20 protein-coding genes are annotated in these 23,207 nt (G+C 64.1%); 9 read left to right on the top strand and 11 right to left on the bottom strand.

What is annotated here, in order from left to right:
• Positions 1 to 111: 111 nt before the first annotated feature.
• Positions 112 to 492, bottom strand: a complete 381-nt coding sequence (locus E8L03_RS16100) for a chemotaxis response regulator CheY (RefSeq protein ID WP_144306305.1) — start codon at positions 490 to 492, stop codon at positions 112 to 114.
• 239 nt (positions 493 to 731) lie between these two features.
• Entirely contained in the window at positions 732 to 1,202 is a 471-nt protein-coding gene (locus E8L03_RS16105) for a chemotaxis protein CheX (RefSeq protein ID WP_144306306.1), read from the bottom strand.
• Positions 1,203 to 1,452: 250 nt separating this feature from the next.
• Between E8L03_RS16105 and E8L03_RS16110 the strand changes: the two genes are divergently transcribed.
• Positions 1,453 to 4,110 (top strand): EAL domain-containing protein, encoded by a 2,658-nt coding sequence (locus E8L03_RS16110; RefSeq protein ID WP_171267911.1) that lies wholly within the window; start codon positions 1,453 to 1,455, stop codon positions 4,108 to 4,110.
• Positions 4,111 to 4,234: 124 nt separating this feature from the next.
• Here the strand turns inward: E8L03_RS16110 and cobT are convergent, their stop codons facing one another.
• Positions 4,235 to 5,320, bottom strand: a complete 1,086-nt coding sequence (gene cobT, locus E8L03_RS16115) for a nicotinate-nucleotide--dimethylbenzimidazole phosphoribosyltransferase (RefSeq protein ID WP_144306308.1) — start codon at positions 5,318 to 5,320, stop codon at positions 4,235 to 4,237.
• 69 nt (positions 5,321 to 5,389) lie between these two features.
• Positions 5,390 to 6,013 carry a peroxiredoxin gene (locus E8L03_RS16120; protein ID WP_171267912.1) on the bottom strand — a complete coding sequence of 208 codons (624 nt, stop codon included), beginning with the start codon at positions 6,011 to 6,013 and terminating at the stop codon, positions 5,390 to 5,392.
• 324 nt (positions 6,014 to 6,337) lie between these two features.
• Between E8L03_RS16120 and E8L03_RS16125 the strand changes: the two genes are divergently transcribed.
• The 3 genes from E8L03_RS16125 to E8L03_RS16135 are packed head-to-tail and all read left to right on the top strand — an operon-like array spanning position 6,338 to position 8,891.
• Entirely contained in the window at positions 6,338 to 7,714 is a 1,377-nt protein-coding gene (locus tag E8L03_RS16125; RefSeq protein WP_216367910.1) for an MBL fold metallo-hydrolase, read from the top strand.
• Positions 7,715 to 7,716: 2 nt separating this feature from the next.
• On the top strand, positions 7,717 to 8,322 hold the full coding sequence (locus E8L03_RS16130; RefSeq protein WP_171267913.1) for a YeeE/YedE thiosulfate transporter family protein: 606 nt from the start codon (positions 7,717 to 7,719) through the stop codon (positions 8,320 to 8,322).
• A gap of 11 nt (positions 8,323 to 8,333) precedes the next feature.
• Entirely contained in the window at positions 8,334 to 8,891 is a 558-nt protein-coding gene (locus tag E8L03_RS16135) for a YeeE/YedE thiosulfate transporter family protein (protein ID WP_144306311.1), read from the top strand.
• 194 nt (positions 8,892 to 9,085) lie between these two features.
• On the opposite strand, the gene E8L03_RS16140 is transcribed toward E8L03_RS16135, so the two are convergent.
• Both E8L03_RS16140 and msrB read right to left on the bottom strand, forming a co-directional pair.
• Positions 9,086 to 9,526 (bottom strand): hypothetical protein, encoded by a 441-nt coding sequence (locus E8L03_RS16140; RefSeq protein WP_144306312.1) that lies wholly within the window; start codon positions 9,524 to 9,526, stop codon positions 9,086 to 9,088.
• Positions 9,527 to 9,720: 194 nt separating this feature from the next.
• Positions 9,721 to 10,899 carry a peptide-methionine (R)-S-oxide reductase MsrB gene (gene msrB, locus E8L03_RS16145; protein ID WP_171267914.1) on the bottom strand — a complete coding sequence of 393 codons (1,179 nt, stop codon included), beginning with the start codon at positions 10,897 to 10,899 and terminating at the stop codon, positions 9,721 to 9,723.
• A gap of 240 nt (positions 10,900 to 11,139) precedes the next feature.
• On the opposite strand from msrB, the gene E8L03_RS16150 reads away from it, so the two are divergent.
• The 5 genes from E8L03_RS16150 (at position 11,140) to E8L03_RS16170 (ending at position 15,582) form a co-directional block, all read left to right on the top strand.
• The gene (locus E8L03_RS16150) at positions 11,140 to 12,081 is read left to right on the top strand and encodes a hypothetical protein (protein WP_171267915.1); all 942 of its coding nucleotides are present in this window, start codon (positions 11,140 to 11,142) and stop codon (positions 12,079 to 12,081) included.
• A 13-nt stretch (positions 12,082 to 12,094) separates the two neighbouring features.
• On the top strand, positions 12,095 to 12,592 hold the full coding sequence (locus E8L03_RS16155; RefSeq protein WP_171267916.1) for an SRPBCC family protein: 498 nt from the start codon (positions 12,095 to 12,097) through the stop codon (positions 12,590 to 12,592).
• 48 nt (positions 12,593 to 12,640) lie between these two features.
• Positions 12,641 to 12,955 carry a hypothetical protein gene (locus E8L03_RS16160; protein ID WP_144306316.1) on the top strand — a complete coding sequence of 105 codons (315 nt, stop codon included), beginning with the start codon at positions 12,641 to 12,643 and terminating at the stop codon, positions 12,953 to 12,955.
• Positions 12,956 to 13,084: 129 nt separating this feature from the next.
• Complete coding sequence (locus E8L03_RS16165; RefSeq protein ID WP_171267917.1) at positions 13,085 to 13,318, top strand: hypothetical protein; 234 nt, start codon at positions 13,085 to 13,087, stop codon at positions 13,316 to 13,318.
• Between the two features lie 80 nt (positions 13,319 to 13,398).
• Complete coding sequence (locus tag E8L03_RS16170) at positions 13,399 to 15,582, top strand: malate synthase G (RefSeq protein WP_171267918.1); 2,184 nt, start codon at positions 13,399 to 13,401, stop codon at positions 15,580 to 15,582.
• Positions 15,583 to 15,738: 156 nt separating this feature from the next.
• Here the strand turns inward: E8L03_RS16170 and E8L03_RS16175 are convergent, their stop codons facing one another.
• The 5 genes from E8L03_RS16175 to E8L03_RS16195 all read right to left on the bottom strand — a co-directional run bounded on the left by E8L03_RS16175 (position 15,739) and on the right by E8L03_RS16195 (position 23,189).
• Positions 15,739 to 16,245 carry a peptidylprolyl isomerase gene (locus tag E8L03_RS16175; protein ID WP_144306365.1) on the bottom strand — a complete coding sequence of 169 codons (507 nt, stop codon included), beginning with the start codon at positions 16,243 to 16,245 and terminating at the stop codon, positions 15,739 to 15,741.
• Between the two features lie 365 nt (positions 16,246 to 16,610).
• On the bottom strand, positions 16,611 to 17,615 hold the full coding sequence (locus tag E8L03_RS16180; RefSeq protein ID WP_171267919.1) for an OmpA family protein: 1,005 nt from the start codon (positions 17,613 to 17,615) through the stop codon (positions 16,611 to 16,613).
• Between the two features lie 147 nt (positions 17,616 to 17,762).
• Complete coding sequence (locus E8L03_RS16185) at positions 17,763 to 18,569, bottom strand: alpha/beta fold hydrolase (protein ID WP_171267920.1); 807 nt, start codon at positions 18,567 to 18,569, stop codon at positions 17,763 to 17,765.
• Between the two features lie 69 nt (positions 18,570 to 18,638).
• The gene (locus E8L03_RS16190) at positions 18,639 to 19,898 is read right to left on the bottom strand and encodes a mechanosensitive ion channel family protein (RefSeq protein WP_144306321.1); all 1,260 of its coding nucleotides are present in this window, start codon (positions 19,896 to 19,898) and stop codon (positions 18,639 to 18,641) included.
• 54 nt (positions 19,899 to 19,952) lie between these two features.
• Complete coding sequence (locus tag E8L03_RS16195) at positions 19,953 to 23,189, bottom strand: efflux RND transporter permease subunit (RefSeq protein WP_171267921.1); 3,237 nt, start codon at positions 23,187 to 23,189, stop codon at positions 19,953 to 19,955.
• Positions 23,190 to 23,207 lie beyond the last annotated feature (18 nt).

Here is a 23,207-nt window from a genome sequence, read left to right on the forward strand (position 1 = left end):
ATCCGGGCCTGGACGAAAGGCTGAAGCGCCACGCTGGAACACGTGGGTGCACGGGCCCGTGGAACGTCAAGCGCCATGGTCCGGCGCCGCATGGCGCAAAAGAGACGTCGCCTACTCGAAAATCTTGTCGATTTTCTGCTTCAGCGTCTCGGCGGTGAAGGGCTTGACGATGTAGTTGGAGACTTTGGCCTGGACCGCCTCGATGATGTTCTCCTGCTGGGCCTCGGCCGTGACCATGAGGAAGGGCAAGTCGCTGAACTCCTCGCTGGCCCGGACCTTGCGCAGGAATTCGATGCCGGTCATCTGGGGCATGTTCCAGTCGGAGATGATGAAGTCGATTCCACCCTTGTTGAGCATTTCCCATCCCGTGCTGCCGTCGTCAGCTTCTTCGATGTTGTTGAAGCCGAGCTGGCGGAGGATGTTCTTGATGATCCTGCGCATGGTGGAGAAATCATCTACGACGAGAATACGCATGTTGGTGTTGGCGGGCATATCAGAAAACGCTCCTTTGCGTTGACGTTCCGTATAAAGTTGCAAACCAGTAGTTGCTTTTCCGGGTAAATGCAACACGCAAGGCCGAGGCGCGGCGATGTCCGAATGCCAGTATCCGTTCTGCGCCGGCGTGACGGGTGATCGGCGTCTTCATGGGATGTACTATAACACATCTCCGGACGGATTGCATGCATTGGGCATTTGCTCGGAAACTGCATGATGCGGTTCGGATATTCACATCACTCGAAGACGAACTCCACGTAGAACTCACCGTACGCGGTGCTGAACGGAATGGAAACCACGGGATTCGACGTAATATGTGTAATGGTGTGGTTGTCTCCCATGACCACCGACGGGGTGGAGCCGGCGAAGTTGAGGCCCATTTCCGCAAGGCTGGCGCGCGCCTGGCCGGATATCATGTTCGCTATTTCGCCCACGGCGTCCTTTGCGTCCTGCAGGATATCCTCGATGTCGTCGCCGAGCATGGATTTGACCACGGCAATGGCGCAACGCTTGGTGAAGGATACGGAGATGGAACCATTCTTGGAGCCGGTCACGCCGATGATGGCCGAGATGTCGCCGGTAGCGGTATTGTCCTTTTTGACAAACGGCCGGCCCGGCTCGGGCTCGATCATCGCCATGGTGGACAGCACGCTGACGGTTGCCTTGATGAATGGTTTGGCGATTTCCACGCCGCTTGTGTCGGTCATTCGGTTCGGCTCCTCAATTTCGTATGACGTATCCGCAGGTGCCATAGTGGTTGCTTGCGTTGTTCTTTCTTGGCAAAAAGGCTGGGGGATGTCCAGGCGCCAGTGCGCACAGGCCCCCTGAAATGTGCGGGAATGCCCGCTACGTATGGAATCAGCCCCAAGACGCGGATGCGCCGGTTCCCGACGTCGGCAAAGAGCGTGGAACAGGCAGGCTGTACGATCGATTACATTTTCCCCCCGAGTTGATATCATGGACGGCATGGACCAGGCAGATACTTCCACAAACCATACGATTCTCGTCGTCGACGACGAACCCATCAATATTCGTGTACTCCACGCCTATCTGGAGCGGGCAGGCCACAGCGTCCTTGAAGCGCAGAGTGGCCAGTCGGCCTTGGAAAAGGCTGACCTGCAGCCGGACCTCATCCTTCTGGACGTCATGATGCCGATGATGGACGGGCTGGAAACGTGCCGCCGGCTCAAGGAGAACGAGGTCACTCGCGGCATTCCGGTCATCTTCCTCTCCGCTTTGTCCGATACCGAGTTCAAGACCAGGGCCTTGGAGGCGGGCGGGGTGGATTATGTGACCAAACCCTTTGACTCCAAGGAGCTTCTGGCGCGGGTGGACACGCACCTTACCCTGCGCGACCAGGAGCGGCAGATACGCCAGTACGCCGACAACCTGGAGGCCATGGTCGAGGAGCGCACCAGAGACCTGCGGGCGGCCGAGGCGGAGCTCCTCCGTGACTACGACATCCAGTCCGTGGTCAATGACCTGTTGCGCATCTCGCTGGACGAGGTGACGCTCGACGAGTTTCTGGACCAGTCGCTGGGCATGATCCTCGACGTTCCGCTACTCTCCTTCGAGGACCGCGGCGCCATCTTCGTGGACTGCGACGAGACCGGTGAGCTGAGACTGGCGTGCAGCCGCAATCTCTCCGGGGATATCCTGGACAATTGCCCCTGGCCCATGATCACGAGTTGCCCCTACTCGGCAGAAGCGGCGGCCAAGGGCGTAGTCGTCGCCACCGACCCGGGGCCGGACGGCGGTAAGCGCCGGCACATCTGCGCCCCCATCGCATACGCCGGGTCGCTGCTCGGAGTCATCGACATCTACCTTAAGGATGGGCACAGCCCGGACTCCAAGGAGATGGAGTTTCTCAACATGATGGCCAATACCCTGGCCCGCGTCATCCTGTACAAGCGCGCCATCCGCGACCTGGTGAAATCGGAAAAGCACTATCGCACCATTTTCGAAAGTGCGGGCACGGCCAAGGCCATCACCGATGCGCACGGGGCCATCCTGTTGGCCAACATGGAGTTTCAGCGCATCACCGGGTTGACCGAGCAGGCTCTGAAGTTCGTCAACTTCTACGACGTCATCCACCCGGAGGACCGCGCCGAGGCCCGCGAGTTTGTGGCGCTCTCGGTGGCCAACGAGGAGCACGCCGGCACCCTGGAGGTCCGCCTGGGCGACGCGGGCGGTTCCATGCAGAGCTACTCCACGCTCACGGTTTCGGCCCTGCCGGACGAAAACGAGCACGTGATCTCGCTGGTGGATGTGACCGACCGAAAGCGCGCCGAGCAGCAGGTGCTCTACAACGCGAGGCACGACGCCCTCACCGGGCTGCCCAACCGGGTAATGCTGTTGTCCACGCTGGGCGAGGCCGTGCGCCGGGCGCGCACCGAGCCGGGCTGGAAGTTCGTGGTGCTCATTCTGGACCTGGACCGCTTCAACATCATCAACGAGAGCCTGGGCCACACCATTGGCGACCGCCTGCTGGTGGCCATGGCCGGCCGGCTCAAAAGCCTTGTGGGGTCGAGCGGCCTGCTCTGCAGGTTGGGCGGCGACGAGTTCGCCGTGCTGCTGCAGGGCGTGGAAGATATCGCCATGGGCGAATCCCTGGCCCGCGAGATCCTCCAGGTGGTGCGCCAGCCCTTTGCTTTTGGTGAGCAGGAGATCGTGACCACGTCGTCCCTGGGCATCGCCACCAGCGACATCGGCTACGACAGGCCGGAAGACGTGCTGCGCGACGCCGACACCGCCCTGCACCGGGCAAAGCTGCTGGGCAAGGCGCGGTTCGAGGTGTTCGACTACGAGATGCACATCAAGGCCAGGAAGCTGATGCAGCTCGTCACGGACATGCGGCAGGCCCTGAAGCGCTCGGAGTTCATTCTCCACTACCAGCCCATCATCTCTTTCGCCTCGGGCCGGGTCATCGGGGTGGAGGCGCTCATCCGCTGGCAGCATCCCACGCACGGGCTCGTCTCCCCGGTGGAGTTCATTCCCGTGGCCGAGGAGTCCGGGCTGATCCTGCCCATCGGTCAGCGGGTGCTGGAGGAGTCGTGCCGGGCCATAACCCGTCTCAACGCCCAGACCGACATCGAGCTCATGCTCTCCGTGAACATCTCCGGCAAGCAGTTCGCCCAGGAGGACCTCTTCGACGTGGTCAAGCGGGCGCTGATCGTGTCCGGCCTGAAGCCGAGGAATCTGAAGCTCGAGATCACGGAAAGCGTGGTCATGGAGAACGCCAAGCAGGCCATCGAGCTGCTCAAGCGGCTCAAGTCCCTGGACCTGCAGGTCTCCATCGACGACTTCGGCACCGGGTACTCGTCCCTCTCCTACCTCCACCGCTTCCCGGTGGACATGCTCAAGATCGACCGCTCCTTCGTCTCCATGATGGAGGCCGGCTCCGACAACCTGGAGATCGCGCGGACCATCGTGTCCCTGGCACACAGCCTGTCGCTGGAGGTGGTGGCGGAAGGCGTGGAGACGGTGGCACAGCAGGATATGCTGCGCGAGCTGGGCTGCGAGTTCGGGCAGGGCTTCTACTACGCCAAGCCCATGTCCGAGGAGGACCTGCTGGCCAGCGGCGTTTTGACGACCCACTGGCCCATGGGCGAGTAAAAGCCGCACCATTCATGCGGCGGCGGCCCGGCCGGCGCGATCCTGTCTTCTGTTGTTCCGTTGATGGAGCAGGCGGGGGAATCCCCCGCCTGTCCTTCTCGTGTTCCGAAAAATCGATGCGATGCTAGGAGCGGCTTACGCCGGCGGAGTCGAATGTGGCCATCTGCTCGAACACGGCGGCGGCGGCGCGGTAGAGCGGCAGCGCCAGCGCGGCGCCGGTGCCTTCGCCCAGGCGCATGCCCAGGTGCAGCAGAGGCTCCAGCCCCAGGGATTCCACGGCACCGCGGTGGCCGGGCTCGGCCGAGGCGTGGGCCACCATGACGAAGAAGCGCACATCCGGCGCGATGCGCGCTGCGGCGCAGAGCGCCGCCGTGGAGATGAAGCCGTCCACCACGGTGAGCTGCCCGTTGGCTGCGCCGCCGATGATCAGGCCGGCCAGGGCCGCGATCTCGTAGCCGCCCAGGGCGGCGAGGATGGCTACGGGGTTCTGCGAGGCCACGACGTCCGCGTGCTTTTCCAGTGCCTGGCGGACGACCTGGGCCTTGCGGGAGACACCGTTGGCGTCAAGGCCGGCGCCGGGGCCGGTCATACGCACGGGGTCCAGGCCGTGGTAGGCGCAATACAGCGCCGTGGAGGGCGTGGTGTTGCCGATGCCCATCTCGCCGGTCATCAGGGTGCGCACGCCTTCGGCAGCGGCCTCATTGGCCAGCTCGACGCCCAGGTCCAGCGCGGCCTCGCACTGCTCCAGACTCATGGCCGGGCCTTCCAGGAAGTTGGCGGTGCCGTCGGCGACCCTCCTCTGGATCAGGTTGGGATGCTCGGGGAACGGTCCGCCCAGACAGCCTGCGTCCACCACCCGGTGCTGTGCGCCAACGCTGCCGGCAATGGCGTTGACCCCGGCACCGCCCTGCAGAAAGTTCATGACCATCTGCCGCGTGACGTCCTGGGGAAAGGGGCTGACGCCCGGACCGTCGGGCGAGGCCACGCCGTGGTCGCCGGCGATGGTGTAGATGCGGGCGGGATCGACGGCCATGGGCGTCTTGCCGCCGCCCACGGCGTAGAGCTGCGCCGCGAGATCTTCCAGGCGGCCGAGGCTCCCCGGAGGTTTGGTCAGGTTGTCGAGATGGCGGCGCGCCGCCTCGTAGAGGGCGCTTTCCGGGGGTTGGATTCGTGCGGCGGCCTGTTGGTAGGCCGGTTTCTGGGACGCCATGGGGACCGGGCTCCTTCATGTCTGCCCGGCCCACAGCGGATGCGTGCTCAATGCGCCGCCTGTACGCGGCTACTGTTGCGCGTTCACTTCCTCAAGAGCATTCATGAGCTTTCCGAGGTCGGGCCGGGTGTTGATATCGTGGATTTCGATGTACCGAATCACTCCCTGCTTGTCGATAACGAACAGAGCGCGCTCGGCCATGCCGGAGGAGCGTAGTATCCCGTACTTTTTGGCAACTTCGCCGTGGGGCCAGAAGTCCGAGAGGACCGGGAACCAGAGGTTGGGCATCTCGCTTGTCCAGGCATACAGCGAGGGGATGTTGTCCTCCGAGATGCCCAGAAGCATTGCATCCTGCTTTCTGAACAGGGGCTCGGCCAGGCAGTAGCCGGGCCACTGGTCCGAGCAGACTGGTGTGAAGGCGGCCGGCACAAAGGAAAGGACCACGTTCTTCTTGCCGCGGTAGTCGCTCAGGGTGACGTCCTCGCCCTGGATGGAGGGCAGGGTGAAGTCCGGGGCCATGTCGCCCACCTTGACCTTGAGCTCGGAGTCCGTGGGCGGCAGATGGCCCACCTGGTAGAGCTCATCGGAGTTGGGGCGCGTGGCGTTGGCGGCCAGGGCAGGAACGGCCGCTTCGGCAAGGATCACGGCCGGAACCAGAAACACGGCAAGAAGCAAGCTCGGCACGATACGCATGAAGCCTCCTGAACGATGCGTTATTATACAGAATGCTTATTGTCCCCTATTTTGGTCAATCAGGCAAGATGGGTCAGGGAAAATAACGGGTAGGCATCGCACATCGGCTCGGAAAGTTGGCCTGCCGCGCGGCTGGGATCATCAGCAATGTTGCAGGTCCGGCAGGGTGCGGAGGGCTCGGCAATCAGATGCCGGGCCGGTGGCTACAATGCCACTTTTTTTCGGAAACCCGCTTGACGTGATGGGTAATTCCCCCGAAACTGGAAAGACTGTGACCTTTTTGCGCGTAAATTTTCATCCGATATATCAGGAGGACATATTTCCATGAGCATGTTCGTCGAGCCCGTGAAATCCGTTGGATTGGCCCATCTCTCCTACGTCGTCGGCCACGGTGGCCAGGCCGTGGTCATCGACCCCAGGCGCGACTGCGAGATCTACCTGGAGATCGCCGAGAAGTACGGCGTCGCCATCACCCGTATTTTTGAAACCCACCGCAACGAAGACTACGTGATCGGTTCGCGGGAGCTGGCCCGGCTGACCGGCGCGTCCATCCACCACAGCGGCGCCACAAAGTTCGCCTACGGCGAGACCGTGGAGGAGGGCGACACCTTCCGCGTCGGCGGGCTGGAGCTCATGGTGCTGGAGACGCCCGGCCACACCTTCGACTCCATCTCCCTCGTGCTGCGGGACACCACCTCGGGTAGCGCGCCGCTGGCCGTGTTCACCGGCGACGCCCTGTTTATCGGCGACGTGGGACGGACCGACTTCTTCCCGGATCGCAAGGAAGAGGTGGCCGGCCTGCTGTACGACTCCATTTTCAACAAGATTCTGACCCTGGGCGACCAGACCATCCTCTACCCGGCGCACGGGGCCGGCTCCGTGTGCGGCAAGGGCATGGCGCCGCGGGACTTCTCCACCCTGGGGTATGAGCGCATGCACAACAAGGCGCTCACCGTGGGTTCGCGCGAGGCGTTCATTGCGCGCAAGGTGGCGGAGCGGCATCCGCTTCCCCCGTACTTCAAGCAGATGGAAGCATACAACCAGGAGGGTACGCCGCCGGCGGTGCTGCCGCTGCCGCGGCCTACGCCGTTCACGCCCGAGGCTTTCGAGGCGCGCATGGCCCGGGGGCTCCAGGTGGTGGACCTGCGCAGCCCGGAGGCCTTTGCCGGCGCGTTCATCCCCGGCAGCTTCGCCTTCCCGCTGGAGATGCTCTCGGCCTACGCCGGTTTCTTCCTGGAATACGGAACGCCCATCGGGCTCGTTGCCGAGACCCACGACCAGATCGACATGGCCGTGCGCCGGCTGGTGCGCATAGGCTACGAGAAGGTGGTCTGCTTCCTGGAAGGCGGGCTGGCCGCCTGGGAGCAGAGCGGCCGCGCCTATGACACGATCCCGGCCATCCATGCCGACGAGCTGGTGCGGCGCATCGAGGAGGATGACGACTTCGTGCTGGTGGACGTGCGCGATGACGACGAGTGGGACGCCGGCCACCTGCCCGGTGCTGTGCATGCCTTTCTGGGCGATCTGCCCGGCAACCTGGATGTGGACAAGTCCAGACGGATCACCACCTTCTGCGGTTCCGGAGCGCGTGCGATCATCGCCGCCTCCATTCTCAAGCAGAACGGCTGGACAACCGTGGAAGACTCCCTGGGCTCCATGATGGCCTGCCAGAAGCGCGGCTGCCCCATCGAGAGGGACTAAGCATGCGCGTATGGAAACTCTCTCTGACTGCGGCGTTGTCGCTGGGCGTGTTCGCAGCTCTTGCATCGCTTGCGTACGGCCAGACAGAGCCGGCGGCCTCGGCTTGGACCACGGCGCGATGGTCGCCCTATCTGTGCGGAGCCGGCATCGGCGTCATCTGCTGGTTCACGTTCCTGCTCTCCGGCACGGGCATCGGCGCATCTGGTGCGTATGCCCAGACGGCCGGGATGATCGAGGCCGCCATCCGCGGCAAGGACCGCGTATGGAACAGGACGTTCTACTCCGATACAGGTCCGGGCGTTGACTGGCTGTGGATGGTGGTTGCAGGCGTCATCGTGGGCGCGGTGATTTCTTCGCTGGCTGCCGGGAGCTTCCAGTGGATGCTGCTGCCGCCCCTGTGGGAGCAGGCCTTCGGGCCTGGCGCTGTCCACCGGCTGGCGGTGTCCTTTGCCGGCGGCATGCTGCTCGGTTTCGGCGCGCGTCTGGCAGGCGGTTGCACCAGCGGCCACGGCATCAGCGGCGCGTTGCAGCTCGTGGTCTCCAGCTGGATGGCTGCGGCGTGCTTCTTCATCGGCGGCGTTATCACCGCCTTCCTTATCTATCCGTGAGGTGGACGGCGATGCTCCAGACCATACGCAGCAACAAATCTGTACAGCTCGTGTTCGGGCTGCTGATGGGCGTGTGCTTCGGCTTTTTCCTGGATAGGGCCGGGGTGGACCGTTACGAGGTCATCCTGGGCCAACTGCTGCTCCGGGACTTCACCGTGCTCAAGGTCATGGGCTCGGCTGTGATCGTAGGCATGGCCGGGTTCTTCGCCATGCGCCGGCTGGGCTGGGTGGAGTACCAGAAAACGCACGGCTCGGTTGGCGCCACCATCCCCGGCGGGCTGATCTTCGGCGTGGGCTTCGGACTGCTGGGCTACTGCCCGGGCACCATGGCCGCAGCCATGGGCCACGGCGCGCTGGACGCCCTGATCGGCGGCCTGCCTGGCATCATTCTGGGCTCGTGGCTCTACGTGATCTCCCAGAAGTTCTGGCAGAGCACGGCCGAGCGCATCATCCCCTTCGGCGACATCACCTTTGACGAACTCTTCGGCGTGTCCCGCTGGAAGGCGGCGCTCACCTGCGCCGGCATCCTTGTCGCGCTGTTCATCGCGCTGGAGCTGGCCGGCTACTGATCCGTCGTCTGAAGTTGGCTCGGCGGTCGAAGGGCTGGTAATCGAGGGGCTCCGCCCCTCGGACACCCCGCCAGGGAGCTAAGCTCCCTGGACCCTTTACGGGTCCAGGACCCCAGAAAGGGGTCAAGGGGCCATTGGCTCCTTGCAGGGGGTCTGAGGGACAGCGTCCCTCAGGCGTTCCAGCTGCTCAAAAATTAGTGGCAGCACCCGCCGCCGTGGCCGTGGCCATGACCGCCGGGTTTGTGCTTGCCCAGGTCGTCGTGGTCGTGGTGATGGTGCTCGGGCGAATCGCCGATGATGTAGGCGTCGCAGAGGAAGCGTTTGGTGTAGCGCTGGTTGATGTTGAAGAGGAAGCGCAGGAAGAGCAGCACGAACTCCTTGTCCGTGACGTCCGGGTAGGGGTTCTCCGGGATGGTGGTCATGCCGGAGAGCGCCTCGACGAGCTCGTTGTACACGGCCTCGTCGGTCTCCAGAGCTTCCTGGTAGTTCTTGTAGGTGGAGTACTTCTCGATGGCGGCGGAGAAGAAGAGGTTCGCCTTCTCGATGTTCAGGGGGATGCGCTTGCCGCCGGCTTCGATGAAGTAGCGGTCCCGCTCCTCGGCCACGGTCTTTTCGAAATCATAGATCACTATCATGGCGTGTTCCTCGAAGGATGAATTGGCCGCGGCGCGTGCGCCGCAGGTGGTGCTCTCGATACCAGGAACAGGGCCGGCTGAAAAGCCCGCCTCCGCGCTGGAAGGACAGCGCGATCCAGGCGTGGAGTCATCCTGCCGGCAGGCCGTTGCCCGTAAGGCGCCTGGGAGCCACCGTGCGCCACGGGCTCCGCATTCTACTCGAAGAGTGACAGATACTGGCCGTAGCCTTCTTCTTCGAGCTTGTCCTTGGGGATGAAGCGCAGCGCGGCCGAGTTCATGCAGTAGCGCAGACCGGTGGGCTGCGGCCCGTCGTCAAAGACGTGGCCCAGGTGCGAGTCGGCGTGCTTGGAGCGGACCTCGGTGCGCGTGGTGAACAGGGAGCGGTCCTCGCGCTCCTCGATGTTCTCCGGCGCCAGGGGCTTGGTGAAGCTGGGCCAGCCCGTGCCGGACTTGTACTTGTCCGTGGAGGAGAAGAGCGGCTCGCCCGAGACGATGTCCACGTAAATGCCGGGGCGTTTCTCGTCCCAGTACTCGTTGTTGTAGGGCGGCTCGGTGCCGTCCTTCTGGGTTACGCGGTACTGCATGTCAGTGAGCGTGGCTTTGAGCTCGTCGTTGGATGGCTTCACGAAGTGCTCCCAATCATTTGTTTGTGAGGTGGTTGTCGTGTCGTTTTGGGCGGATGCATTGCTCTGGGTGGCGTTGGATGCGCCGCCGGAAGCTGCGCCGTCATCCGGAGTGGTGTCCACCTCGTGGCCTTCCCAGGCGTCGTCCAGGAAGCGGTCGCGGCCGGAGCCGAAGCGGTAGAGATGGTACCGGATGGAGTGGGTCTTGTAGTAGTTCTGGTGGTAGGTTTCCGCATCGTAAAACGTGGTCAGGGGCAGGATCTTCGTGACGATGGGCTTGTCGAACACGCCGGAGGCCGCAAGGTTCTTCTTGGATTCCTCGGCGATGCGCTTCTGCTCTTCGTTGCTGTAGAAGATGGCGGAGGTGTACTGCTTGCCGCGATCCACGAACGAGCCGTCCGGGTCCGTGGGGTCCACGTGATGCCAGAAGTAGTCCACGAGGTCGGCGTAGCTGATCTTCTTGGGATCGTAGAGCACGCGCACGGACTCCCGGTAGCCGGTGCCGCCGGACGAGACCTGTTCGTAGGTGGGTTCGGGCTCGGTGCCGCCGGCATAGCCGGAGATGACTTCCTTCACGCCGTCAAGCTTTTCGAAGTCCGATTCCACACACCAGAAGCAGCCGGCCGCGAAGACCGCCTCGGCCGATCCGTCCTTGTCGGTTGTCGCATTCATCGCAGGCTCCTGTGCCTCGGCCCATCCGGCAACGAGCAGAATGACTCCGGCAAGAAGAACGGGAGAAAAGAAGCGCATGCGCCCTCCCTGGGTAAGAGGCGAAGGGTATTCTTCCATACTATGCGGATCGCGGTGTTGCGCGTCAAGGGAAAGGGGGGCGGCGCGAGAGCCGCCCGGCAGGGAGATTGAGGGGACGCGTTGCCATGGGCGCAAGAAAGCATGTACTGTAGGAACAGGCGGCAGTTCACGCCGGCCAGCCATCTTTCGAACAGGGAAGGCGCTTTCGTCCCCAGCACACCGACCACAAGGATGGACGCTATGATCGGGCGACTATTTGTTGCGACGGCGGCAGGCTGCCTGCTGCTGGCCTCCACTGCCGCGGCGCAGATTCGCATCCAGGGGGCGTACGCCGCGCCGGCCGGCCCTGCCTGCATGACCGAGTGGACCCTGCCGAGCCTCCGGTCGGCCGGACCGTTGCCGGCGGTGGCCGGGCTGGCCGAGACATTTTCCGGCGGCGCGCTGGAGCGGCCCATGTGTCTGGTGGGCGTTGTCCGTCCCGGCGGCGTTTATCTGGACCAGACCATCCTGGCCGTGGCCAGGGCGCCGCAGGGTCCTGTGGTGCAGGAGCTCGAACGGCCGGCCATGGCCGCCTATATCCCCATTGCCGAGTGCTGGCCTGCGACCATCGGTTTCGACGACGTGAACGGCGACAGCGTACCGGACATTCTGATGATGCTGGAGTGCCAGGACCGCAACGCCGAGATCTACGCGCGGCCCAACGCCGTCTACCTGAGCGGCGGCCGGGGCAACGACGTGCGCTGGGTGCAGGACCGCGCCCGCAACCAGCGCCTTTCCCAATACGACGCCTACGAGACATTGCTGGCCGCGACGCGTTCCGATCTGGGCGGCCAGGCCATACCGGTTCCGGCAGAGCCGCTGCCGGAGCTCCCTCAGACCATGCCTCCGCCGGTATCGCCCCCTGCGCCTCCTGCCAAACCAGCCCCGGCTGAGGGGCCGTATGTGACGCTGCGTGGCCAGGTGCAGGACTGCGACGCGACCGGCGGCAGTCTGGCCTGCACCGTGGTCTTCACCGACGGCCGCATCCGCCGCATCACCATGCGGCCGGACGTGGGCCTGGTGCAAGGCCGGACCGGCGTGCCCGCACCTGAGGAGCTCGCGGGCAAGGAGGTCATCGTGGAGGGTGAGACCGACGCCCGCGGCGACCTGGTGCGCGTGCACTCCATGCGGCTGGCCCAATAAACGCCGAGGCGCCATGCTCCACCAGTTGGCCCGTACGCAGACGTTGACCGGCAGGTTCGCCGACCTGGACGAAACGTGGCGCTTCTTTTCCGATCCGTGCAATCTGGCGCAGATCACGCCGCCGTGGCTGGGGTTTGTGGTCACGTGCGACCCGGAGCCCATGTACGCCGGCCAGATCGTCACCTACACCATCACACCTTTTCCGGGCCTTTCGCGTATCCGCCGGCAGTGGGTCACGGAGATAACCCAGGTGCGCGGGCCTGGAGACGTGCGACCGGGCGAGCCGCTTTTTTTCGTGGACGAGCAGCGGCTGGGACCCTATCGCCTCTGGCATCACCAGCACAGGTTCACCGCCGAGGAGGGCGGCGTGCGCATGGAAGACATCGTGCATTACGCCCTGCCCTTCGGCCCGTTGGGTTCCGCCGCACACCGGCTCATGATCTGCCGGTTGCTGGGGCGCATCTTCGACTACCGCCGCCGCATCCTGGAAACGATCATGCGCGAGGGGTGAATCTCGGAAGGGTTTGCGCTGTGTCGCAGGATGGGTCAGGATGTGCTGATGTGGAACTCGAAACTCGTGTCAAGAATCCGGGAGTTCTGCGCCGGACACAGACGGTCGGAGCACCGCTGTCACCTGACAGGCTGGTGGCTGTTCGTGGGCTCTGCAATCTTTTTCATCATCGCCGGCCTGCGCTCCGGAGACGTGCTGACCATCGTGGGCGGCATCCTTTTTCTACTCGGCTGCCTGCTCTTTCTTTACCCCATGGCGTGCCTGTGCGAACGAGCGGAGGAAACGCGCCGGGACGCCGGAGAGAGCCGGGACACGCAACGGCCGGAGGAACGGGTGTGCCCCCGCTGCGGGGAGCGCATCTGAGTGCGGGCCGCACGGTATCGGCCCTGCGGCGGCAAGCCGAGAAATGGCCCTTTCGATAGGGCTGCGCATGTGGTGTCGTGTCGGCGCGTCCGTTCCGGGAACGCGAACGTCGTATGGAGCTGAGTGAGTATGGGGAATGAGAGGACAGGGAAAGGCACGGTGCTGCCGTTCCGGGCCGGAAAGGCTTCCGCCGGGAAGGCGCAGCCGTGCGGCCACAAGCGCATAACCGTCTATCGGAACGACGGCTATGTGGTCTGCGACGTCTGCGGAGAGCTCCTGGACCCCATCGAGGTGCTGGCGGACATCGTGCAAGGCTGCGGCGCCGGGTACTGCACGCGTGAGCCGGACCCCGGCGATGAGTGAGCATGCCGCCCGGGGACACTCGCCCTGCGGTCGCCGCGCCGTATTCGTATAAGGAAGCATAAAGGAACAGGAGAGTACGGATGGATTACGTTCGGGTCGGAGGATTGCAGATCGCCGCGCCGGTCAAGCAGTTCGTGGACGATTCGGCCGCTGCGGCCGGGTTGGGCGCGGAACGGTTCTGGGCGGCGGTTGAGGAAATCACCAAGGACATGGCGCCGCGCAACGCCGAGCTGCTGGCCAAGCGGTCCGGGCTCCAGGCGCGGATAGACGCCTACCACAAGGAGCACCGCGGCGCGCACCACGATCATGAAGCGTACAAGCAATTTCTGTACGATATCGGGTACGTATTGCCGGAAGGCGGGGACTTTTCCATCACCACGTCCGGGGTCGATCCCGAGATCAGCCTTATCGCCGGCCCGCAGCTCGTGGTGCCAGTGACCAACGCGCGCTACGTGCTCAATGCCGCCAACGCGCGCTGGGGCAGCCTGTACGACGCGCTCTACGGCTCCGACGTGATTCCGGAAAGCGCCGGGCTGGAGAAGTCCGGGCCGTACAACCCGCAGCGTGGCAAGGTCGTCATGGAGCAGGCCGCCGCGTTTCTGGATCAGGCTTTTCCCCTGGCCAAGGGCAGCCACGGCACAGCTACGCGTTACTTCCTTGCCGAGGAGGGCGGCGCCCTGGCCCTGCGCGTGGAAAGCGACGGCCGCGAAACCGGCCTGCGCGATCCGAACCAGCTCGCGGGCTACGGCGGGGAGGAAGACGCACCCTCCGCCATTCTGCTGCAGAACCACGGCCTGCACGCGGAGCTTGCCATCGACCGCGAGGACCGCGTGGGCAAGGATCATCCGGCCGGCGTGCGCGACGTGATCCTCGAATCGGCCATGACCACCATCCTCGACCTGGAGGACTCCGTGGCCGTGGTGGACGCCCACGACAAGGCCCTGGCCTATCGCAACATTCTGGGCCTGTTCAAAGGCGATCTGGAAGCGCGCTTCGAAAAGGGCGGGAAGACCCGCACCCGTACCCTGGCCGGCGACCGCCGCTACACCGCGCCGGACGGCACCGCCGTCGTCCTTTCCGGCCGGAGCCTGCTGCTTATCCGCAACACGGCCATGCACATGGATACCGATATAGTGCTCGACGCTGCCGGCAATCCCGTGCCCGAGACGTTCCTGGACGCCGTGGCCTCGGGCTGGTTCGCGCGGATCGACCGCTCCGAGGCCGGCGGCTACAACAACTCCCGCACCGGCAGCATCTACATCGTCAAGCCCAAGATGCACGGTCCGGACGAAGTCGCTTTCAACTGCGAGCTTTTCAGCCGCGTGGAGCAGGCTCTGGAGCTGCCGCCGCGGACCATGAAGATCGGCGTGATGGACGAGGAGCGCCGCACCACCGTGAACCTCAAGGCGTGCATCCGCGCCGCCCAGGACCGCATCATCTTCATCAACACCGGCTTCCTGGACCGCACCGGCGATGAGATCCACACCGACATGGAGGCCGGGCCGGTGCTGCGCAAGGGCGACATGAAGAACGCCGCCTGGATGACTGCCTACGAGGACTGGAACGTGGACATCGGCCTGGAAACCGGGTTCGCCGGCACGGCGCAGATCGGCAAAGGGATGTGGGCCAAGCCGGACGAGCTGCGCGAGATGGTCGAGACCAAGATCGCCCACCCAAAGGCCGGGGCCAACTGCGCCTGGGTGCCCTCGCCCACGGCCGCTACCCTGCACGCCATGCACTACCACCAGGTAGACGTACGTGAGCGCCAAAAGGAGCTGGCCGGAAAACGCCGCGCCACCCTGGACCAGCTCCTCACCCTGCCCGTTCTGGTCAAGTCTTATCCGAAACCCCATGAGGTGCAGGAAGAGCTGGAAAACAACGCGCAGTCCATCCTGGGCTACGTCTCCCGTTGGGTCGAGCAGGGCATCGGCTGCTCCAAGGTCCCGGATATCCACGACGTGGGACTCATGGAAGACCGCGCCACCCTGCGCATCTCCAGCCAGCAGATCGCCAATTGGCTGCACCACGGCATCTGCGACAAGGACGACGTCGTGGAAACCATGCAGCGTATGGCCAAGGTCGTGGATGCACAGAACGCCGGCGACCCGGCCTACAAGCCCATGGCCGCCGATTTCGCAAACAGCGTGGCCTTCCAGGCCGCCCTGGAGCTCGTGCTTAAAGGTCGCGGCGAGCCCAACGGCTACACCGAGCCGATTCTTCACAAGCGTCGGCGGGAGGCGAAAAAGAAATTTGGGATTCAGTGATTAGCTAAATAAGTTGTCCAGGAACTTGGATAGCAACGGGGGCGGAACACACGTGTTCCGCCCCCGTTCTTAATTTTGATATGCCTCCGGCGGCCGGGGGAACAACTGTTCCCCCAGACCTGGCGGGGAGCGCGAGGGGCAGCGCCCCTCGTTCTCCTACTCGTACCGGCTTACAGAGATGATATCCACGGTATCCACGGGCAGGTCATCGAAGCCGTCACGGGGTTTGACGACTTTCCAGTTGATTTTCTTGACGACATCCATGCCGTCCACGACCTGGCCGAACACGGCGTAGCCGTACTCGTCGTCGGCGTCGCCGGCATGGTCCAGGTCCGGGTTGTCGGCGGCGTTGATGAAGAACTCGTCGGTGGCCGAGTCCTTGTCAAAGGCGCGGGCCATGGCCAGGGTGCCGGCCGTGTTCTGGAGGCCGTTGGTCGCTTCGTTGGGGATGGGCTCGCGCCTGGGTTTCTTTTCCAGAAGGGAGGTGTAGCCGCCGCCCTGGATGACGAAGTTGCGGACTACGCGGTGGAAGATGGTGTTATCGTAGTGGCCGTCGTCCACGTACTGGAGGAAGTTGGCCACGGAGGCCGGAGCCTTGTCCGGATAAAGCTCGGCGAGGATGTCGCCAAGGCTGGTCTCGATGAGCACGTGCGGGTTTTCCATGCGGGTGTCTCGGGTCTGGGGTGATCGGTTGAGCCGCCGGGCTCCGGGAAGAGACTGGGCGGCGTTGGCCGCGGCGTTGTGCAGCACAGCGGCAGGCGCCGGAGCAGGGAGCGGGCCTGCACCGGCATGCCGGAGTTAAGGCGGAAAGGCAAGCCCCCCGCACGTCGTCCGGTTAACGTGAACAACTTACACCCACGTGGCGGACCGGAAAAGGCACGCGCCGTTATATCCCTGTACGCAGACGCACCAAGCGTCCACATGGACAACAGAAGGTCTGGAGCACAAGCAGTCAGCGTGCCGGCGTTGTCCCATCACAACGACTTCGAGAGCGTCACGATGACCCGGCAGCCGGATCGCTCGGGGAATCAGCGCTCCACCAGCTCCACCCGGCGATTCTTGGCCCGGCCCTCCTCGGTGCGGTTGGTGGCCACGGGGGCGAGGTAGGCCACGCCCTTGGGCGTGAGCCTGGAGCCGTCGATGCCGAAGTCCTTGGACAGCGCGGCGGCCACGGCTTCGGCGCGGCGCTGCGACAGGCCCATGTTGTAGTCCAGACCGCCCTGGTTGTCCGTGTGGCCCACGATGAGCACGTTCAGCTCGGGCCGGGATTTGAGCATGGCGGCCATCTGCTCCAGCTGCGGCTTGGACTCCGGCTTGATGTCCGCCTTGTCGTAGTCGAAGTAGATGCCGTAGATGGCGGCCTTGCCCGTGGCATCGATGTCCTGGGCCAGCTCATCGGCCTTGAGCACCACCATCTTGTTCTCCATGGGTTTGGCCAGGACCTCCTGCACGTACACGGCCACGCGGTCGCTGGCCTGGGGCTCGTGGTAGTTCTCCTGATAGGCGGCGAAGATGAAGATATTCGACTCCTTGCCGTCCAGCATGCCCTTGGCCACCACGATGCGCGGGTCCTTCACGGACATCTGGGAGAAGGCGTTCTTGGCCGTGTGGGTCTCGGTAAACTGCGCGCCGTGCAGGTCCGCGCTGTAGAAGGTGTCCACATCCTTGCCGCACTCGTCGAACCCGCCGCACTGGAACACGGTCGTGTAGCCCAGCTCCTTCAGGGAGTTCTCGTAGTTGCGGATTACCTCCAGGGAGCTGCGGTCCGGCGGAGCAAGGTAGAGGATGCGCGTGACCCGGCCTTCGAGCTTGACGGCGTCGGACCAGTCGCCGTCCTGGAACGGGGCCAGGGGCACGACGGCCTCGTCGAACTCGCCGAGCTGGTAGGCCATGATGATGGAGCCTTCGTAGCGCGGCAGGCCCGGAATGTCCTTGGAACCTGCGACGTCTTTGGAGAGGTCGATAGCCGCGGCGGGAAAGGCGACGGCAAGGCAGAGCAGGCCGGCAAGCAGGGACGAGATCAGAAGGCGCATGATCGTTTCCTCCTCGTGTGCGGAAGTGGTGGGCGGTGCGACGGTAAGACAGATGCGATTGTTCTCGATACGTACGTCGATCGGTAAATTTTGGCAAGAAGTACGTGCGGATATTGCAAAAGTGTGACGCGGGGGCAGGTGTTGGCGTCAGGAATCGATCTCGGAGCGCAGCAGCCCGAAGAACTCGTCGCGGGCGTGGGTTTCCAGCCAGGGGTAGTGGCCGCAGCGGGGCAGCAGGTGGAAGCGGAAGTCGGGCAGGATGCGCGTCAAAGGCTCCTCGATGCCGGCAATCGGATGGGGATCGTACTCGCCGTGGATGGCAATCACCGGACAGCGGATGGCGCGGCCCATGTCGAGCAGCTTTCCGCTCCGGCGCAGCCCGCGCATTTCGGCCCAGACGGCGGTGTGCAGATCGTATTGACAGGCCAGGGTTCCTTCGCGCTGACTGTCCAGAATGTTGGACTCGAAGGTGTCGGTTTCGATGAAGTACGGCGCGGCTCGGGCCATCAGATTGTCGCGTTCGGACGCTGTTCCGGCGGCGTCCATGGCGTGGAAGATGGTGTCGAGTTCGGCGCGTTGTTCCGGGGTGAGACGCTGCATCCGCGTTTCCATGATGGTGCCGGCCAGGGCGTCGTCGAACAGGCCGCTGCCCACGAGGATGAGCTTCTTCACATGGGCCGGGTGCCGCGCGGCCAGGCACCACGCGAGCATGGCGCCCCAGGAGTGCCCCACCAGAACCGCCGGCAACGTGGCGTGCTGCTCCAGAATTCCGCGCAGCTCCTCCACCTGGCCGTCCGGGCCGAGCAGGCTCGATTTGGACTGCATGGGCTCGGCCACGCCGTATGTGGCGGAGAGCTCGCGTGCCAACAGATAGGCGCTGCCGGGCGCGCCGGGTCCGCCGTGGATAACGGCCACGGTGTAGGGCGGTTTACCATGCAGGCGGCAGGGGATCATGAAAAAGAGAGTACGCCGCGCAGGCGCGGGTGTGAAGACGCGTGGTGTGCCTGATGGACGGCCCGGCGTCTATAGCAAGGTGTCTTCGAACTTCTGCCGGCGGTCCATCAGGGCGTTGCGCTGGAACACGCGCAGGCCGAAGAAGGGCAGCGCGGCCAGCAGGTGGTCGAAGATGTCGGACTGGATGCCCTCATACTCGACCCAGTTTGTGGTCCGGGTGAAGCAGTAGACCTCCAGGGGCAGGCCGGTGTCGCCTTCGGGCTCCAGCTGCCGCACCATGAGCGTCATCCGTTCGGTGTCGATGTCCGATCGCTCGGTGAGGTAGCTGCGCACGTAGGCGCGGAAGATGCCGAGGTTGGTCTGGCGCCGGCCATTGAGCGGGTGCTCGTCCGGGGGGATGTTGGCGCGGCGGTTGGCCTCCTCTATTTCCAGCTCCTTGTCCATGATGTAGTGCGTCAGCGTGCGGATCTCGGTCCAGCGCTCGATCTCCTCGTGCGTGGCAAAGCGGATGCTGGACATGTCGATGAGCATGGCGCGCTTGATGCGCCGGCCGCCGCACTCCTGCATGCCGCGCCAGTTGATGAAGGAGTTGTCCAGGAACTTGTGCGTGGGGACGGCGGTGATGGTCTTGTCGAAGTTCTGGACCTTTACCGTGTGTAGGGCGATATCCACCACATCGCCGTTGGCGCCGAAGGAGTCCATCTGTATCCAGTCGCCCTTGCGCAGCAGGTCGTTGGAGGCGATGGACACGCTGGCCACAAAGGAGAGGATGGTTTCGCGGAAGATGAGCAGCAGGATGGCCGAAAGCGCGCCGAGTCCGGAGAGGAGCGCCCAGGGCGAGGTCTCCACGATCAGGGAGAAGATGACGATGCCGGCCACGATGTAAATGGACATCTTGACCAGCTGCGCATAGCCCTTGAGCGGCCTCCGGCGGGAGATGGCGCTTTCTTCGTAGATCTGGATGGAGGTGTCGATGAGCTTGCTGATGAGGGACACGACCTCCACGAGCATCCAGATGTAGACAGCCTTGCGGAAAGCGGTCTGGCCGTATGGCAGCAGTACGGAGCCGTACAGCAGGATGATGGCCGGCAGGAGCATGGCCATGTCGCGCACGGCGCCGCGCTGGATAAAGTAGTCGTCCCAGCGGTTTCGCGTCTTGCAGGAGAGAGAGGTAATGATCCGTTCGAGGATGGGCCTGCCGATGGCGTAGGCGAGCAATGCCACCAGAATGACGCCGACGTAGAGGGCAATGACCTGGTAGGACTCGCCGACGGGCAGGGAGTCCTTGAGGGCCAGGAGCCAGGCAGGGATGTGCTCTTCTGCTGCCATGCCGATACGGATACTTATTCGCGAGAGCCCCGTTCGGAGCCCTCGCGTTATTCGTTACGCGCCGGAGGGTTCGTCCTCAGGTGTGTCAGATGGTGCTTGGGGTGATGCATCAGAAGATGCTTCCGGTGTTGCAGGCGGAGTTCCGGCGTCTGCGCCCGCGTCCTTTCCGTTCTTCTTGCCCTTCTTGTCCCTGTTGCCGCGCAGCCACTCTATGGACGTGTAGAGCGTGGGGATGAAGAAGGTCCCCAGCACCGTGGCGAAGAGCATGCCGGCGAAGACCGACGTGCCCAGGGAGTGGCGGCTGGCCGCGCCGGCGCCGCTGGCCAGAACCAGGGGCAGCACGCCCAGGATGAAGGCGAAGGAGGTCATCAGGATAGGCCGGAAGCGCAGGTGCGCGGCGTCCACCGCGGCCTCACGCACGGTGAGGCCCTGGGAGCGGCGCATCATGGCGAACTCCACGATGAGGATGGCGTTCTTGGCCGCCAGGCCGATGAGCATGACCAGGCCGATCTGGGCGTAGACGTTGTTGTCCAGACCGCGCAGCAGCTGGCCGAACATGGCGCCGAAGATGGCCACGGGCACGCAGAGAATGACCGCCCAGGGCACGAGCCATGACTCGTAGAGCGCGCTGAGGAAGAGCACGACCATGAGCACGGCCAGGCCAAAGGCGACCACGGCCTGCCCGCCCTGCTGGATCTCCTGGAAGGAGAGGCCGGACCAGGCAAAGGAGTATCCCTGGGGCAGGTTCTCGGCGGCCACTTCCTTGAGCGCGTCGAGGGCCTGACCGGAGCTGTAGCCCGGGGCCGACGCGCCGTTGATCTCCACTGTCTGATAGAGGTTGAAGTGCTGCACGTACTCTGGTCCGGTAATGGACTGGGGATGGGTCAGGGTGGACAGCGGGATCATGGAGCCGTCCTGGGCGCGCACGTAGAAGCTGCCGACCTGGTCCACCTGGCGACGGAACTCAGGCTTGGCCTGGAGCATGACCCGGTATGTGCGCCCGAAGCGGTTGAAGTCGTTGACATAGTATCCGCCCAGGAAGGTTTGCAGGGCCGAGAAGATATCCTGCACGGGCACGCCCAGGGTCTTGGCCTTTTCGCGGTCCACATCCACTTTGATCTGGGGGACGTGGGCGTTGAAGGAGGTGAAGATGACGCCGATCTCCGGGCGCTGCATCGCGGCCTGCATGAACTTCTGCGACGTCTCGGCCAGCTTGCCGATGCCCTGGCCGGTCCTGTCCTGCAGCTCGAAGGTAAAGCCGCCTGCGTTGCCCATGCCGCGGATGGGCGGCGGGTTGAACACGGAAATGACGGCGTCGTTGTAGTTGCTGAACATGGCGCGCGTCTTCTGCATCAGCGCGTTGATGGACAGCTCGGGACTCTGGCGCTCGCCCCAGGGTTTGAGCACGACGAACATGCTGGAGGAGTACGAGCTGGAGGAGCCGTTGAGCAGGTTCAGGCCGCCGAGGGCGATGAGGTACTCCACGCCGTCGAGCTCTTTCATCTTGTCCTCGATGTGGCGCATGACCTCGTCGTTGCGCTGGAGAGAGGACGCTGGCGGAAGCTGGATGGTGGCCATGAAGTAGCCCTGGTCCTCATCCGGCACGAATCCCGTGGGCAGCTTTTCGATGAGCCCCAGGCAGCCGAAGATGAGCACGCCAAGCACGGCCAGGGTGAGCAGGGCCATGCGCATGGCGCCGCGAACGCCGGCCAGATAACCGCGGGTAACCCACTCGAAGATGGCGTTGAACTTGTCGAAGAACCAGCCCAGTGGTCCGCGGGCCTTGTACTTGGGCTTGAGCAGCAGGGAGCACAGGGCCGGCGAGAGCGTCAGCGCGTTGAGCGTGGAGATGGCCACGGACACGGCCAGGGTGAGGGCGAACTGCTGGTAGAGCCGGCCGGTGATGCCGCCCATGAAGGCCACGGGCACGAACACGGCGATGAGCACCAGGCTGGTGCCGATGATGGCGCCGGACACCTCGTCCATGGCCTTGATGGTCGCTTCTTTGGGCGATAACCCTTCCTCGTCCATGATGCGCTGCACCGCCTCCACCACCACGATGGCGTCATCAACCACCAGGCCGATGGCGAGCACGATGCCGAAGAGTGAAAGCGTGTTGATGGAGAAGTCCAGGAGCGTGAAGAAGAGGAACGTGCCCACCAGGGAGACCGGCACCGTGACCATGGGAATGAGGGTGGCGCGCCAGTTCTGCAGGAACACGAAGACCACGAGCAGCACGAGGAACAGCGCCTCGTACAGGGTCTGCATAACCTCCTGGATGGAGGCGTTGACGAACAGGGTGGTGTCGTACGGCACGGAGTAGGACACGCCGGAGGGGAACTGCACGGCGAGCTGCTCCATGGTGGCCCGTACTTCCTTGACCGTCTCCAGGGCGTTGGCGCCGGGAAGCTGGTAAATGAGGATGGAGCAGGTGTCCTGGCCGTTGAGCCGGCTGAAGTTGTTGTAGGACAGGGAGCCGAGCTCGACCGAGCCCACGTCCTTGATGCGGACCATGGAGCCGTCCGGGTTGGAGCGCAGCACGATGTTCAGGAACTCGTCGGCGTTGCTGAGGCGGCCCTTGACCTGGACGGCGTACTGGAAGACCTGGCCCTCCGGCACCGGCGGCATGCCTATCTGGCCGGCCGGGGCCTGGACGTTCTGCTCGTTGATGGCGTTGGCGATATCGCTCACGGTCAGGCCCAGGTCTGCCATCTTGCCCGGGTCCAGCCAGATGCGCATGGAGTAGTCACCCGCGCCGAACACCTGCACGTTGCCCACGCCCTTGATGCGCGCCAGGGCGTCGGCGATATTGATGCTGGCGTAGTTGGTGAGGAAGAGGCTGTCGTACTCACCGCCGGGCGAGGTGAGCGAGACCACGGCAAGGATGTCCGGCGATTGCTTGAGCACGGTGACGCCGGAGCGGGTGACGTCTTCCGGCAGCTGCGGGTTGGCCAGGGAAAGCCGGTTCTGTACATCGACCGTGGCCAGGTCCAGATCGCGGCCGATATCGAAGGTCACGCTCAGGCTCATGGAGCCGTCGTTGGCGCTGATGGAGGACATGTAGAGCATGTCCTCGGCGCCGTTGATCTGCTGCTCGATGGGGGTCGCCACGGTGTCGGCCACGACTTCTGCGTTGGCGCCGGTGTAGGTGGCCGAGACGGAAACTGTGGGCGGCGATATCTCGGGATACTGCGCGATCGGCAGATTCAGGATGGAAATAACGCCGACGAGCGTGATGACGATGGACACCACAGCCGCGAAGATGGGTCTGTGGATGAAAAAGCGGATCATGGGTTCCCCTCCAGGAAC

The sequence above is a fragment of the Oceanidesulfovibrio marinus genome (assembly GCF_013085545.1).
GTDB lineage: Bacteria > Desulfobacterota > Desulfovibrionia > Desulfovibrionales > Desulfovibrionaceae > Oceanidesulfovibrio > Oceanidesulfovibrio marinus.

Excerpts from the sequence above, each read along its gene's own strand:
- E8L03_RS16160 (WP_144306316.1), top strand. The coding sequence starts at position 12,641 with ATGTGGAACTCGAAACTCGTGTCAAGAATCCGGGAGTTCTGCGCCGGA.
- E8L03_RS16175 (WP_144306365.1), bottom strand. The coding sequence starts at position 16,245 with ATGGAAAACCCGCACGTGCTCATCGAGACCAGCCTTGGCGACATCCTC.
- E8L03_RS16155 (WP_171267916.1), top strand. The coding sequence starts at position 12,095 with ATGCTCCACCAGTTGGCCCGTACGCAGACGTTGACCGGCAGGTTCGCC.
- E8L03_RS16150 (WP_171267915.1), top strand. The coding sequence starts at position 11,140 with ATGATCGGGCGACTATTTGTTGCGACGGCGGCAGGCTGCCTGCTGCTG.
- E8L03_RS16140 (WP_144306312.1), bottom strand. The coding sequence starts at position 9,526 with ATGATAGTGATCTATGATTTCGAAAAGACCGTGGCCGAGGAGCGGGAC.
- E8L03_RS16125 (WP_216367910.1), top strand. The coding sequence starts at position 6,338 with ATGAGCATGTTCGTCGAGCCCGTGAAATCCGTTGGATTGGCCCATCTC.
- E8L03_RS16190 (WP_144306321.1), bottom strand. The coding sequence starts at position 19,898 with ATGGCAGCAGAAGAGCACATCCCTGCCTGGCTCCTGGCCCTCAAGGAC.
- E8L03_RS16170 (WP_171267918.1), top strand. The coding sequence starts at position 13,399 with ATGGATTACGTTCGGGTCGGAGGATTGCAGATCGCCGCGCCGGTCAAG.
- cobT (WP_144306308.1), bottom strand. The coding sequence starts at position 5,320 with ATGGCGTCCCAGAAACCGGCCTACCAACAGGCCGCCGCACGAATCCAA.
- E8L03_RS16100 (WP_144306305.1), bottom strand. The coding sequence starts at position 492 with ATGCCCGCCAACACCAACATGCGTATTCTCGTCGTAGATGATTTCTCC.
- E8L03_RS16105 (WP_144306306.1), bottom strand. The coding sequence starts at position 1,202 with ATGACCGACACAAGCGGCGTGGAAATCGCCAAACCATTCATCAAGGCA.
- E8L03_RS16195 (WP_171267921.1), bottom strand. The coding sequence starts at position 23,189 with ATGATCCGCTTTTTCATCCACAGACCCATCTTCGCGGCTGTGGTGTCC.
- E8L03_RS16120 (WP_171267912.1), bottom strand. The coding sequence starts at position 6,013 with ATGCGTATCGTGCCGAGCTTGCTTCTTGCCGTGTTTCTGGTTCCGGCC.
- E8L03_RS16165 (WP_171267917.1), top strand. The coding sequence starts at position 13,085 with ATGGGGAATGAGAGGACAGGGAAAGGCACGGTGCTGCCGTTCCGGGCC.
- E8L03_RS16185 (WP_171267920.1), bottom strand. The coding sequence starts at position 18,569 with ATGATCCCCTGCCGCCTGCATGGTAAACCGCCCTACACCGTGGCCGTT.
- E8L03_RS16180 (WP_171267919.1), bottom strand. The coding sequence starts at position 17,615 with ATGCGCCTTCTGATCTCGTCCCTGCTTGCCGGCCTGCTCTGCCTTGCC.
- E8L03_RS16110 (WP_171267911.1), top strand. The coding sequence starts at position 1,453 with ATGGACGGCATGGACCAGGCAGATACTTCCACAAACCATACGATTCTC.
- E8L03_RS16130 (WP_171267913.1), top strand. The coding sequence starts at position 7,717 with ATGCGCGTATGGAAACTCTCTCTGACTGCGGCGTTGTCGCTGGGCGTG.
- msrB (WP_171267914.1), bottom strand. The coding sequence starts at position 10,899 with ATGCGCTTCTTTTCTCCCGTTCTTCTTGCCGGAGTCATTCTGCTCGTT.
- E8L03_RS16135 (WP_144306311.1), top strand. The coding sequence starts at position 8,334 with ATGCTCCAGACCATACGCAGCAACAAATCTGTACAGCTCGTGTTCGGG.